Below are 13,527 nucleotides of genomic sequence, written 5' to 3'. Positions count from 1 at the left end.
AGGGCTGAGAAGTTTACTTACTCGTTATGTAGAACTTTGTTAACCTTTTGGAACCGCCGTATGCGGACCCGCATGTACGGTGGTGTGAGAGGACGGGGGCTAGGCGCCCCCTCCTACTCGATCGTTGGTCTTATTACCTTTTGTAACCTTTTGTAACAGGAACCTTCGTAATTTCCGAAATTCTAATTCTAAGAGCTAAACTGAGCATGGTGCAAACGGCTATATATTCCGCCCGCGGTTACAAGCTCTTCATGCTTACCTTGCTCAGAAATGCCATCTTCCGTAACAACGACGATACGATCTGCGTTCTTAATCGTCGCTAATCGGTGAGCGATGACAAGCGTCGTACGTCCAACAGACAGTTCCGCCAACGACTGCTGAATCGCCTGTTCTGTCTCGGTATCAAGCGCGGAAGTGGCTTCATCTAAAATGAGAATCGGCGGATTTTTCAAGAACATTCGTGCTATCGCTAAGCGCTGCTTCTGACCACCAGAGAGCTTCACGCCTCGCTCACCAACGAGCGTTAGCAAACCATCTGGTTGTGAACGAATAAAGTCGTCCAAACGCGCACGACGAGCTGCCTCCATAATTTCCTTATCGCTTGCGCCAAGCTTGCCGTACTCGATATTTTCCCGGATCGTTCCTGCGAATAGGAACACATCCTGCTGAACGATACCGATCTGGCGACGCAAGCTTGTCAAGGTCATGTCGCGACTATCGATGTTATCAATCGTGATGCTGCCCTCATTTCGTTCGTAGAAGCGGGGGAGCAGGCTGCACAGCGTTGTCTTACCAGCGCCTGACGGACCGACAAATGCAATCGTTTCACCTGCATGAATCGTCAAGTTAATCTGGTTGAGAACATTAGCATGTCCTTCGTAACCGAACGTAACATTGTCATAACGAATGTTCCCGTTTAGATGAGCGACCTCAATCGCATCTGGCATATCTGCTACATCAGGCTCTGTATCGATAATTTCGAGATATCTTTTGAATCCGGCAATACCTTTTGGATAGCTTTCGATAACCGCGTTAATTTTCTCAATCGGTCTAAAGAACACGTTCGTAAGTAACAGGAAGCCAACAAACTCACCGTACGTAATCTTATTTTGAATAACGAACCATGTTCCTGAAATCAGTACAAATAGATTTCCTAATCGCATAAGCAAGTAGCTAGTCGAAATATTGAAGCCCATTATTTTGTAGGCCATCAGCTTCGCTTCACGGAAACGCATATTGTTGACGGCAAACTGCTTCTTCTCATGTTCTTCGTTTGCAAACGCTTGAACAACGCGGATACCGCCAACACTATCTTCTACGCGCGCGTTGAAGTCGGCAATATCGGAGAACATACGGTCAGCCGCTACAGTCATACGTTTATTGCAAACGACGACGAGCCATGCCATGAATGGCACGATAATAAACGTCATTAGTGCCAGCTGAACATTCATATACAACATAATTGTAAAAGAGCCGATCAAGGTCATAATCGCGATGAAAATATCCTCGGGACCGTGATGTGCCACCTCACCAATTTCAAATAAGTCATTCGTCATACGAGACATCGTATGACCTGTCTTGTTGTTATCGAAGTAACGGAAGGACAGCTTCTGGATATGCTCGAACAACTTTTTCCTCATATCCGTTTCTATATTGATGCCAAGCTTATGTCCCCAATACGTTACTACATAATTGAGTCCTGTATTAATGATATACAAGACGAGCAGCCCGAAGCATGCCCATGCGATCCATGACCAGTTATTACTTGGAAGTAGATCATCTATGATTCTATTAACGACGAGAGGGAAGCCCAACTCTAAGAGCGCAGCGATCACAGCACAGGAAAAGTCGAGTATAAACAAACCGCGATAAGGCCGGTAGTACGAGAAAAATCGTTTTAACATGGAAATTCGGTTCACTCCTTTGGCTGTTGTGCAAGAGGTTGAAAGTAATCAGTTGATAATCGTTATCAATGGTAGCATCAATTGTAAAGGATGTCTACAAATCTATAGGATGTTGATAAGATGTTACTATAAAAAAGAGCAGCGCCACGTTTGTGACCTGCTCTCTTCGTATTATATAAACGATAAATAATTACAGCTCGTCGAACCCATTGTCGTCGCCAGCTTTTGCGTACGTGCGGGACTTCGCTTCGAAGAAGTCCGTCTTCGTTGCGTTCAATGCTTCATCAGAGAATGGCTTGATCCAAGGCATACAGTTGACGTCAACGCCTTCATAAGCTTTGTCCATACCCATGAGAGCAAGGCGGCGGTTCGCAATATGCTTGATGTAGTCAGACAACTCACGAAGGTCAATACCGCTAATATTTTTGAGCGTGTAATGTGCCCAATTTGTCTCCAACTGTACAGCACGCTCAATTGTGTCATATACAAATTTGCGGTTTGCTTCTGTATCCAATTCTGGGAAGTCACGCATCAACTGCTTGAACACTTCACCGAAGAAGTAGCAGTGCTGATTCTCGTCACGTTGAATGTAAGAGATCATTTGGCTTGTGCCCATCATCTTCTGGTCGCGTGCCATGTTGTAGAAGAAGGCAAACGTTGAATAGAAGAAGATACCTTCAAGAATCAAGTCCGCAACCAACGATTCGAAGAACGTTTGCGGAGTCGGATTGTTACGGAAAGACTGATAAATATCAGCAATAAAGCGATTGCGCTCAAGCAATACTTCATCGTGCTTCCAGTACTCGAAGATTTCTTTCTGTTCTTGCTCTGACACGATAGAGGAAAGAACATAAGAATATGATTGGTTATGAACAACTTCTTGCTGTGCGATAATTGCAGAAATTGCTTCAAGTGAAGAGTCTGTAAAGTACTGCTTCACGTCGCCTACGTACATCGTCTGCATGGAGTCAAGTACAGCAAGTAGGGAGATGTTTATTTTGAATGCACGACGCTCTTCTTCAGACAACAATGCAAACTGCTGTGCATCTTTGTTCATTGGAATTTCGTCTGCGATCCAATGGTTCAATAACAATACTTTATATAGTTTGTACATATGAGGCATACGAATATCGTCCCAGTTCAAAATACCGGAACATTCACCCATAATGATACGAGTGGATTGGTTAGGTGCGGATGTATTGAAGATCGACTGGCGCTTCAAATCTTGTTCTAACAAGCTCATGAAGGAGCACGTCCTTTCTGCGTAACAATAATAATTAATAATAGAATGAATTAGGAAAGCATCGTACATATATCATAAAGTTTCGAATGCGAAACCGTTTGTCCAAAGGAAGGGCACAAGAGGGAAAGGCGGTAGCCAGTAACTCATTGTGCCCTATTATCATATATACGTGTTCGTTTAAAAGTGTGAACTATGATGGATTGCATTCATTTTACTAATGAAATCGTAAAATGATCTCTCTCAATTAAGAGCTGCAAGACTCACATTCTTCAACTGTTAATGCTTGGCTGCGTACATAGTACGTGGACTTCATGCCATCGCGCCATGCGTGAAGGTGAAGCTCAAGGAACTCAACTGCACGAATGTCAGGACGAACGTACAAGTTGAAGCTTTGGCCTTGATCTATATGGCGCTGACGAGCAGCTGCCATACGGATAGATGCATGTTGGTCAAGACGGAATGCCGTCTTGTAGAACCACATCGTCTTGTCGGACAAGTCTGGAGCCGGATTTGCAATCTTATAAGTTGTCTTCTCTTCGTAGCTAAGAAGCTCATACACAGGGTCAATACTTGCTGTAGAACCTGCAATAATGGATGTAGAACCATTCGGCGCTACTGCCATTAGCCAACCATTGCGCATGCCGTTCTCACGAACTTCTGCCGCCAACTGCTGCCATTGCTCAGTCGTAATGAATTCACCAACACGAGTACCTGTTGTGTATTCACGATCATCGAAGTAACGGCCATTTTCCCACTCAGAACCAGGGAAGAGCTCGTACGTTCCTTTTTCCTTCGCCAACTCCATGCTGGAGCGGATAGCCAAGAAGTTAATGCGCTCATAAAGATTGTCATTGAACGTAACCGCTTTGTCGGATTCCCAAGCGATCCCTTCAAGTGCAAGCAAGTGATGCAAACCGAATGTACCAAGACCGATTGCACGGTAGCGGCGGTTCGTGTGCTGTGCTTGCAATACTTCAATATTGTTAATGTCGATAACGTTGTCGAGCATACGAACTTGAATTGGCACTAGGCGGTCCAGTACGTCAGCGCGTACCGCACGTGCCAAGTGAATGGAGTTCAAGTTACACACAACAAAGTCACCAGGTGTCTTCGTAATCACGATACGTGTTTGACCGTCTTTCGTTACGAGCTCTTCGTGCTCAACAACCGTAGCGGACATGTTTTGGAAAATCTCTGTACACAAGTTAGAGCTGTAAATCATACCGTGACCTTTGTTCGGGTTCGCACGGTTTGCAGCGTCTTTGTAGAACATATATGGCGTACCTGTCTCAAGCTGAGATTTCAATACGCGCTTCATAATGTCGATAGCTGGCAAAGTAATGCGGGACAACTGAATGTTAGCTACAGCCTCAGCATACTTTTCACGGAATGTGCCTTCGCCGAACTTCTCATCATAGAAGTCTTCCAAGCCAAGCGGTCGACCATTCGCATCTGTCCAACCCATTACTTTCTTAATTTCGTGCGGGCAGAATAGGTGCCAGTCTTCACGTTTCTCCACAGCTTCCATGAATAGATCCGGAATCGAGATCCCGTGGAAAATGTCATGCGCACGCATGCGCTCATCCCCGTTATTCAACTTCAAGTCGAGGAAGGACAGAATATCTTTATGGTACACATCTAAGTAAACAGCAATTGCACCTTTACGTGTACCCAATTGGTCAACGCTTACTGCTGTATTATTCAGCTGGCGAATCCATGGGATTACGCCCGAGCTTGTATTTTTATGTCCGCGAATATCAGAACCACGAGCACGAACTTTACCTAAGTAAACGCCGATACCGCCGCCCATTTTGCTAAGACGAGCTACGTCTGTATTGGAATCGAAAATACCTTCCAAGGAATCGTCGATCGTATCGATGAAGCAACTGGAAAGCTGGCCAGCGACTTTCTTACCAGCATTCGCCATCGTTGGCGTTGCGGCTGTCATGTATAAGTTGCTCATTGCCCAGTACGCTTCTTTAGCAAGCTCTACGCGGCGCTCCGCTGGCTCTTGATACATCAAGTACATCGCGATAATCATGTAGCGCTCTTGTGGAAGCTCCATCGTACGAGCATCGAAGTCTGTAGCCAAGTAGCGCTCACGAAGCGTCAGAAGGCCGATATAGTCGAACAACTCATCACATACAGGCTCAATCGCTGCACCGAGCTCAGCAATTTGCTCAGGTGTATAGGCATCGAGCAATTCTTGACGGTATACGCCAATATCAACGAGACGTTTGATCAATTTATAGAAATCACCATAAGGCTTATCTGGATAAGCTTTGTAGTTACGATGTACAGCTGCTTCTTTGTACAGCTTCGTCAATAGAGAACGTGCAGCGACGAACTTCCAGTCTGGCTCTTCACGGGAAACGAGCTCCAGCGCAGACATAATGCAAGCTTGTGTAATTTCCGCAGCTTGTACACTTGAAGAACGAAGCTTCGTTAGTACACTGCGGTGCCAGCGCTCGACATCAAGATGCGGATAATCCTCCATAAGACGTTCGCCGTATACACGGATACGATTGGCATCGAAGGCGAGTGAGCGATTATTCGGCTTAAGTACCGTCTGCACGGTATGAGCAGTATTGGTTGAATACATAGGTTGTTCCTCCTCCACATAAATCCGTACTATCCTGCTTCATGTACATCCATATCATAAGCTGTCATTTAGCTAATCCTTCTGGTAGTAGGCGTTAAGCATAAGACAGCGTTCTAACCGTCCGTCATGAGTCATAAGGAAGCCTCTTTGCTGCATACATGTAACTGCCGGATTGTTCCGAACAGATGTCAGCCGCAAAGAGGCGTACTATTGTTATAAATTGCGCATACTGAATGTACCCTTATCCCCAAAGGGCAGTGTTAATCATTAACGTTGACTTGGTGGGCTATTCGGTGACAGCTTGTCTGAGTCATAACGTGACCTTGGCAAGGTTTCATTTCTTTACAATCATGCATGTTGAACTCCCTGCGAGGTAGATAAGATTGTTCATTTCTATCAGTAATCAAGTTGTTAATATACTACATGAAATAAGGGGAAGTAAATAGGACTGAGTGACATTAATCATACCATAATGGGTTAAACCTTTGGTGTTATTGGCTTTAATTCGAGAGAAATTTTTTTTGGAAATGATGAGCATTACTATGAGACATTTTTAGGGATGAAATGCAAGTAGTTGCGTGTTCACTTTACTGTATGTTTATTACTAATATACCAATAAGCCATGCCGACAAATACAATTCCACCAACGGCGTTACCAACCGTAACCGGAATCATGTTGTACAACCAGCCACCCCATGTAATGGAATCCGGGTGCTGCGGCAATAAAAGTGATAAGGTTAGCAAAGACATATTAGCAACACTGTGTTCGTAGCCTGTGGCGATAAAGGCATACAGCATCCACCAAATAAGAACTAACTTTGCGATGTCATCCTTTGCACGCATCGATGTCCATATCGCTAAGCAAACTAACCAGTTGCACAATATGCCTCGGAAAAATAGCTCATGGATCGGCATATTCATTTTTGCTGCTGCAGTCGTAAATAGTAGATGATCAGGCGCAATTTTTCCGAAAATGCCTGTACCATAGATGAGTAAACTAAATACGACAGCTCCAGCCAAATTGCCGAAGAACACGATGACCCAATTGTTCCATGTAACAGACCAAGGTGTTCTCTTCGACAGGCTGCTTACCGTAAACAGCATATTGTTGCCCGTTAGTAGCTCCGCCCCTGCAAATATAATCAACGTTAGTGCGATGCCGAAGGAGCCTCCCATAATAACGGAAGTGGCGGGAGAGTTCGCCGCCATAAAAGGGCCGCCAATTTTGAAAATTAGCATAATGCCAAAGCCAACGTAAGCGCCTGCGAGCATCGCTGCTACCCAGTATCGTGCAAGGCTTGATTTCATAAGATTCTTCTTTGTTTCTACAGCTTCATTAATCTGTTCAATCGTTGGCTGAAACATCGTGACCCCTCGCTTTTTCATTTACAGATAATAGGATAATAGTAGTTCATATTGAAGATTTGAAAATGATCTATTAGCATTACTATCGCTTTTTAGTAGTTTTTAGTGTATTACAATGCGGATGGAATTGTCTCGAACTTTAGTGATAAGAAGTAGAGCTCGCGAACTCATGACTAGCTACCAAGCATTAGTTGTACTCAGCAACTAGCTGCAAGCTGCTTCATTACAGAGGAAAGGACTAGGCTGCTACCATACATCAATGTATTAAAGTACTCGTCGTGTAGCGAACAGTGGCAATTATGCAGTTATTTCTTTGGTAAATGCACTTATTTAGGCTGTTATCCGCAAAAATGCAGTTATTTTTCTGTCATTAGCCATTTCAGCTACTAATTTAGAAAAATAACTGCACATTTGTCCATTTTTATCTTCAAATGACGTTTTTTCATTAAAATACCTGCATTTTTGTCCATACAATATGATTTAAGCACAATAGTGGTAGAATTCGTGAGTACCAGTACCAGTACCAGTACCAGTACCAGTACCAGTACCAGTACCAGTACCAGCACCAGCACCAGCACCAGTACCACTGTGCTCCGAGCTAATTATTTTTGTTGATGACAATTACAATCCGGCGTTCTTTTGTAAACGGCGCACAATGGCCATAAAGTCTTCTTTGGAAATGCCAGGAGCAAATTCTTCGGGCAAGTCATCCAAGTCTGGAATCGGGTGGCCTTCTGGTGTGCCTTGCTTCACTTCTAGCGGTTTGCCGTCTCCTGGATGTTTGCCGCTCCAAATTAACCCGATGTCCTTGTAGTCATTGTCACTCCAGGTGTACAGAATACGACCAAGCCCTTGATCCTCGAATTTGCGTGCCGTATCAAAGGCGCGATTGTCCAGGTTAGGGATCGGCAGCATTTTGGATACATCGACTCCTGTTGCAATTTCCAATGCCTTCGAGTAGGCAAGAACATGGGTGCCACCACGGACGAGCAGATATCCAATCATGGCTCGGGCAGTAGGGTGATCTGTCATTTCATATACCCTCATCTTATGGGTACGGGCACCACATTCAAGGAAAAAGTTATGCAGCAGATCAAGCACGAGGTTGCCGCTGTTGAATACATAGTCTCCAGCCCACGGTCTGCCCATGGAATCTCCAACGACAGTGGTTTGGGCATTGGCGATAAAGTGATACGTATTGCGGGCGTTCATGCCTACATGCAAAGGCGTCTTGTTCGGATTTCCAGCCTTTGTGCTGCCTGACAACACAATGTTAATCGCATTAGAAACAAGCTCGACATGCCCGAACTCTTCCGCTGTGATGCTGGCAACAATATCGTAAAAAGGCTTCAACTTTCGCTTCTGCCGGAAGTTGAACGACTGGAACATATAATTGTTCAAGGTAGACATTTCACCGAAGCGTCCACCGAGCAGTTCCTGTACGGCGGCAGCCGCATTCGGGTCGCCTTCTTTTAAGACGGGCAAGTCAATCGCCAGTCGATTGATCCTTTTAAACATCTGAAGTCCTCCTTCATGAGGGATCGGATCGCTGCGGCTCGTCACCGTCCCCAAATTCCGTTCGAATCTTGCTGCTATTTTTGTTACGCCACTTCAATAAAGTTCATTATCATACATGGTTCTAGACCTATGCGTATGACAGAATGTCCTATGCTTGCAGCCTACAAACCGTCACGTTTGACCTCTATATTAGGGTCTTTTACAATAGTGAAAAGATCGAAAAGATTCGGATTCATGAAGGGGAATGACGTGTGTACAAAATAATGATCGTGGAAGATGATCCGAAAATAGCAGAACTGCTAGCCTCTCATATTGAGAAATATGGGTATGATAGCATCACAATCGAAGATTTCACTCATGTTTATGATGAATTCCAACGTGTTCAGCCCCATGTCGTGGTGATGGATGTCAATTTGCCCAGCTATGACGGTTATTATTGGTGTCGGCAAATTCGCATGGTATCTACTTGTCCTATTTTGTTCTTATCTGCGCGCAGCGGTGAAATGGATCAAGTGCTAGCGCTAGAGAGTGGAGCGGATGATTATATTACGAAGCCATTTTCACGCGAAATAGTAATGGCCAAAATCCGTAGTCAAATTCGACGTGTCTACGGCGACTATGCGATAAAGGAACGTACGGTGGAAAAGTACGGTATGATGCTGTATCCAGAACGGCTGGAGCTTCATCTTATGGGCAGCATGGTTCCGCTGACAAAGAAAGAAGCGGTGCTCATTGAGACGCTTCTTCAAGCTTGTCCGCGTATCGTAAAGCGAGATGCTATTTTGGATAAGCTATGGGACGATGAAAGCTATATCGATGACAATACATTGAGCGTCAACATTACACGGTTACGGAAGAAGCTATCGGATCTTGGTGTAGAAGATGCGCTGGAGACGGTACGTGGGGTAGGCTATCGCTTAAATCAAACATGGTCTGTAGAAGGTGATTCATGAGGTTATTTATTCGTGAGCATGTTCCGCTAATAGGCTTTACAATGATACAACTATTGCTCGTGCTGCTTGTCGTATGGTTTGATGGCTATCAGCAAATAGGGACTGCTTTATACGCAATGTTTCTAGGGCTGTTTGTCCATTTGGCTTATTTGATATACCGATATGTGACCCATCGCAGGTTGTATGAACGGCTATCACGACCGCTTGCGTCCATTCATGATGGAGGAATTACGGCCGACACGCCGCTGGGCCATGCGGTAGACTCTCTGTTGGAGAAGCAGTACGGCTATTATCAACAGCAGCTCAAGACGTGGGAGCGCAAGCAGCAGGAGCATCTTACGTTTATGAACCAGTGGGTTCATCAGATGAAAACACCACTGTCTGTCATCGAGCTCATCATTCAGGATGGTGAAGATATCGACCCGACAAGCATCTCGGAAGAGACCGATCGCCTGCGACAGGGGCTTGAAATGGTGCTGTATATGTCCCGGCTGGGAACGTTCGCTCAAGATTTTCATGTGGATCGGGTATCGTTGCATGCGGTTGTCAAAGAAGCGATTAGGGACAATAAGGGATTTTTCATTCGCAGCTATGTATATCCAGAGAATGTCGTTCCAGAAGAGGTGTTCGTTGAGACTGACGCGAAGTGGCTTCGTTTTGTTATTTATCAGCTGTTATCTAATGCCATTAAATATTCGGCAGGCAGTCGAGAGAAAGTAACGATTTCTGCGTATACAGAGGGACGCTCAGTCTTCTTGGAAGTGACAGATCGTGGTGCAGGGATACCTAAGCAGGATCTATCTCGCGTATTTAGAGCATTTTATACAGGGGAAAATGGGAGAGCGTACCGAGAATCAACAGGCATGGGGTTGTATCTTGTTAAGGAAGTCGTCGATAAGCTTCATCACAACATTTCTCTTGAATCGACGGTTGGAGTAGGCACGACCGTTCGCATTGAATTTCCATATGCAGGGACGAGGGCTGATTAGTCATACCTCGTTCTTTTTTTGTAGAGAGGCGAACATAATCTTACAAAGTTGTTAGCTTGGTGAAAGATGGAAAGGTAGGAGGTGCTGCAACGGTGTTTTATACTAAATTGCATCTGAGAAGGGAGACGGAATGATGGACATCGTAAACGTTCGCGACCTGTGTAAAATATATAAAGAAAAAGTAGCGCATGAGGCACTCACCAATATAGATTTAACGATTGCCAAGGGAGAGTTTGTTGGTATTATGGGGCCATCTGGCAGTGGCAAAACCACACTCCTCAATATTATATCGACGATCGACGCACCAACTTCTGGTGATGTTCGAATTAATGGTCAATATCCGCATGATTTGTTCCCTGAGCAGCTAGCTTCCTTTCGCCGCAAGGAATTAGGCTTCGTGTTTCAGTCATTCAACTTGTTGAACACACTCACAGTGGAAGAAAATATGCTGCTGCCCCTTACGCTGGAAGGGGCCTCTCTCAAAGAAATGGACATCAAAGTGAAAGAGATCGCGCAGAAACTGGGGATTTCAGATATTTTACATAAGCGCACGTATGAAATATCTGGGGGGCAAGCTCAGCGAACTGCGATTGCTCGTGCACTCATTCATGACCCGAAGCTTGTGCTAGCTGATGAGCCGACAGGTAATCTGGATTCAAAGTCGGCCCGCGATGTTATGGAATTGATGGCTCATTTGAACCGTACGGAGCAGACGACGATGATGCTCGTGACGCATGATGCGATGGCGGCCAGCTATTGTAACCGAGTTGTTTTTATTAAGGACGGAAAGTTCCACAATGAGATCGAATGCGGCGAGAGCCGGGAGGAGTTCTACCAGAAAATTATTCATGTCCTATCGCTGTTAGGAGGGTATCGACATGACGTTTCGTCAATTCGCGTTTAGAAATATTGTTCGGAATAAACGCGTCTATGTAGCTCATTTTTTGAGCAGCTCTTTTTCCGTCATGATTTTCTTTATTTATGCGCTGTTGTTGTTTCATCCCAATTTGCAAGGGGAGTTGGCTTCTACTAGCATTACTATTAGTAAACTCGGCATGATGGCAATGAAGGCATCGCAATATATTATTTTTACCTTTTCATTTTTCTTTTGTATGTATTCCGTCAGCGCTTTTTTGAAGGCGCGCAAGCGAGAGTTTGGTATTTTGATGGTGCAGGGGATGTCGCCGAAGCAGCTTCATCAACTTTTGTTTATGGAAAATATGATGATTGGTATAGCTTCGATTATTGTTGGCATAGTAACGGGAGTTGTGTTCTCCAAACTTATACTGCTTGTTAGTGCTAGCGTGCTGTTTATACGAAATGGACTTCCGTTTTATTTACCGTGGCAAGCTGTTTCTTTAACGGCATTGGCGTTTATAGTGATGTTTTTGGTAGTCTCATTACTCACATCAAGGTTGGTGAAGACCAATCAGTTAATCGAGCTGATTCGGTCGGCAGATAAGCCTAAGCCTGAGCCGAAGGCGTCCGTATGGTTAGCGCTGTTATCGATTGTGCTCATCGTGGCAGGATATGCATCTGTATTTTATTTTGCACTGAGAGAACAATCTCCGTATATCCTCCTTGCCTGTGTCATTCTTACAGTAACGGGGACCTATTTCTTATTTACACAGTTGAGTGTGTATGTGCTCCGTTTGTTACGTTCTAGGAGAGGATTGCTGCTTCGTAAGACGAATCTACTCGTATTGTCAGAACTCGGTTATCGGATGCGAGATAATGCCGTCATGTTCTTTATGGTCGCGGTTGTAACGGCAGTATCCTTCACAGGCATTGGTACTTCTTTTGCTCTGCTCAATCCAGGTCTTGCCGCCATGGAGAATCCGTACGCATTTACGTATAGTTCTCATAATAATAATACGTTTGAAGCAAAGCATTGGAAAATGATAGAGCAAGAGCTTGAGCAGGCTGGATTCGCTTATGAATCAGCTAAAATAACAGCGATCAATACGACGGATGGACAGGCACTGCTTAAGCTGTCTGATTATAACCGCTTGGCTGAGATGCTCGGATATCCAACAGAATCGCTATCTGATCCGAATGAGGTTATTTTGTCTCCTTCAAGGGTGTCCCAGCAAACACAGTTTAAGCAGAAGATAATGATACCAGAAACGGTGACGATCGGGCATATGGATTGGAAATACGATATGAAGGTTAAAAAAGCAGCAACGGCCATTGTATATACTCACAATGAACATGTTATCGTGGTGCCAGATGACCTATTGGAGAGGGGATTGCATGGTGAAGGAGTAAACGCTTATACACCGACGTATATTCAATTTGTCGTTAAGGACTGGGAGTATTCACAAGACGTAGCGCAAAGAATCGAGGCTAGTCTACAAAAAGACTATAATAATAGAGAGTACATGTTTTATTTTGAATCACTCGTTACGCACTGGCTTACTTCCAAACAGGAAAATGGGATTGTTCTTATGGTAAGTGTGCTTATCGGCATTGTGTTCTTTACGTTTGCAGCCAGCTTCCTGTACTTCCGTCTGTACACAGATCTTGACCGAGATCGCCAGCACTACAACATGATCGCAAAAGTTGGATTGAGCCGGAAAGAAATGGGGCGGGTTGTCACTGTTCAATTTATGTTCATGTTCTTCTTGCCTTTCCTCATTGCTGTTATCCATAGTAGTGTTGCATTTATGGCTTTGCAGCAACTGGTCAGTTATTCGGTCTTACAGGCATCGATTCTTATTTTTATTTCCTTTGCTGCAGTGCAGTTTGCTTACTTTATCGGAATTAGATGGCGCTATCTTCGCAATTTGACACGTGCGATGTAGGCTTGAATGAATAAGAAATCCCCTTGCGAATGGAGATCATTACTGCTTTAAGCAGCGATGCATATCTCGCTTTCGTTAAGGGGATTGTTCAGGTTATCGTTGTGCTGTCTATGGTCGGCTGCAATGGTTCGTAGCTAGTACCAGTGCAA

Annotated in this window: 10 protein-coding genes; 4 read left to right on the top strand and 6 right to left on the bottom strand. The window is 44.5% G+C overall.

Features of this window, described 5'->3' with window-relative positions:
* Positions 1 to 188 precede the first annotated feature (188 nt).
* From IFO66_RS16785 to IFO66_RS16760, 6 genes are all read right to left on the bottom strand, one after another.
* Positions 189 to 1,904 (bottom strand): ABC transporter ATP-binding protein, encoded by a 1,716-nt coding sequence (locus tag IFO66_RS16785; protein ID WP_192026266.1) that lies wholly within the window; start codon positions 1,902 to 1,904, stop codon positions 189 to 191.
* Between the two features lie 190 nt (positions 1,905 to 2,094).
* Positions 2,095 to 3,126 (bottom strand): ribonucleotide-diphosphate reductase subunit beta, encoded by a 1,032-nt coding sequence (locus IFO66_RS16780; protein WP_192026276.1) that lies wholly within the window; start codon positions 3,124 to 3,126, stop codon positions 2,095 to 2,097.
* A gap of 265 nt (positions 3,127 to 3,391) precedes the next feature.
* On the bottom strand, positions 3,392 to 5,749 hold the full coding sequence (locus IFO66_RS16775; protein WP_192026265.1) for a ribonucleoside-diphosphate reductase subunit alpha: 2,358 nt from the start codon (positions 5,747 to 5,749) through the stop codon (positions 3,392 to 3,394).
* 582 nt (positions 5,750 to 6,331) lie between these two features.
* Complete coding sequence (locus tag IFO66_RS16770) at positions 6,332 to 7,114, bottom strand: formate/nitrite transporter family protein (protein WP_192026264.1); 783 nt, start codon at positions 7,112 to 7,114, stop codon at positions 6,332 to 6,334.
* A gap of 480 nt (positions 7,115 to 7,594) precedes the next feature.
* Positions 7,595 to 7,735: a hypothetical protein gene (locus tag IFO66_RS16765; RefSeq protein ID WP_192026263.1), complete on the bottom strand. Its 141-nt coding sequence runs from the start codon at positions 7,733 to 7,735 to the stop codon at positions 7,595 to 7,597.
* Positions 7,736 to 8,632, bottom strand: a complete 897-nt coding sequence (locus IFO66_RS16760) for a manganese catalase family protein (protein ID WP_192026262.1) — start codon at positions 8,630 to 8,632, stop codon at positions 7,736 to 7,738.
* Between the two features lie 251 nt (positions 8,633 to 8,883).
* Here IFO66_RS16760 and IFO66_RS16755 point away from each other — a divergent pair, with 251 nt between their 5' ends.
* The 4 genes from IFO66_RS16755 (at position 8,884) to IFO66_RS16740 (ending at position 13,378) form a co-directional block, all read left to right on the top strand.
* On the top strand, positions 8,884 to 9,585 hold the full coding sequence (locus IFO66_RS16755; RefSeq protein WP_192026261.1) for a response regulator: 702 nt from the start codon (positions 8,884 to 8,886) through the stop codon (positions 9,583 to 9,585).
* Positions 9,582 to 10,574 carry a sensor histidine kinase gene (locus tag IFO66_RS16750; protein WP_192026260.1) on the top strand — a complete coding sequence of 331 codons (993 nt, stop codon included), beginning with the start codon at positions 9,582 to 9,584 and terminating at the stop codon, positions 10,572 to 10,574. Before IFO66_RS16755 ends, IFO66_RS16750 begins: the two co-directional genes overlap by 4 nt.
* Positions 10,575 to 10,707: 133 nt before the next feature.
* A complete protein-coding gene (locus IFO66_RS16745; protein ID WP_192026275.1) occupies positions 10,708 to 11,478 on the top strand; it encodes an ABC transporter ATP-binding protein in 771 nt (256 codons plus the stop codon).
* The gene (locus tag IFO66_RS16740) at positions 11,453 to 13,378 is read left to right on the top strand and encodes an ABC transporter permease (protein WP_192026259.1); all 1,926 of its coding nucleotides are present in this window, start codon (positions 11,453 to 11,455) and stop codon (positions 13,376 to 13,378) included. Before IFO66_RS16745 ends, IFO66_RS16740 begins: the two co-directional genes overlap by 26 nt.
* Positions 13,379 to 13,527 lie beyond the last annotated feature (149 nt).

Origin of the sequence: Paenibacillus arenosi (assembly GCF_014841135.1) — a bacterium.
Lineage (GTDB): Bacteria > Bacillota > Bacilli > Paenibacillales > Paenibacillaceae > Paenibacillus_B > Paenibacillus_B arenosi.
The sequence above is the reverse complement of the archived record's forward strand: the minus strand, read 5'-3'. Positions and strand labels throughout refer to the sequence as shown.

Bases quoted from the DNA above. Each gene is read 5' to 3' on its own strand.
- IFO66_RS16785 (WP_192026266.1), bottom strand. From the start codon at position 1,904: ATGTTAAAACGATTTTTCTCGTACTACCGGCCTTATCGCGGTTTGTTT.
- IFO66_RS16775 (WP_192026265.1), bottom strand. From the start codon at position 5,749: ATGTATTCAACCAATACTGCTCATACCGTGCAGACGGTACTTAAGCCG.
- IFO66_RS16770 (WP_192026264.1), bottom strand. From the start codon at position 7,114: ATGTTTCAGCCAACGATTGAACAGATTAATGAAGCTGTAGAAACAAAG.
- IFO66_RS16760 (WP_192026262.1), bottom strand. From the start codon at position 8,632: ATGTTTAAAAGGATCAATCGACTGGCGATTGACTTGCCCGTCTTAAAA.
- IFO66_RS16750 (WP_192026260.1), top strand. From the start codon at position 9,582: ATGAGGTTATTTATTCGTGAGCATGTTCCGCTAATAGGCTTTACAATG.
- IFO66_RS16745 (WP_192026275.1), top strand. From the start codon at position 10,708: ATGGACATCGTAAACGTTCGCGACCTGTGTAAAATATATAAAGAAAAA.
- IFO66_RS16740 (WP_192026259.1), top strand. From the start codon at position 11,453: ATGACGTTTCGTCAATTCGCGTTTAGAAATATTGTTCGGAATAAACGC.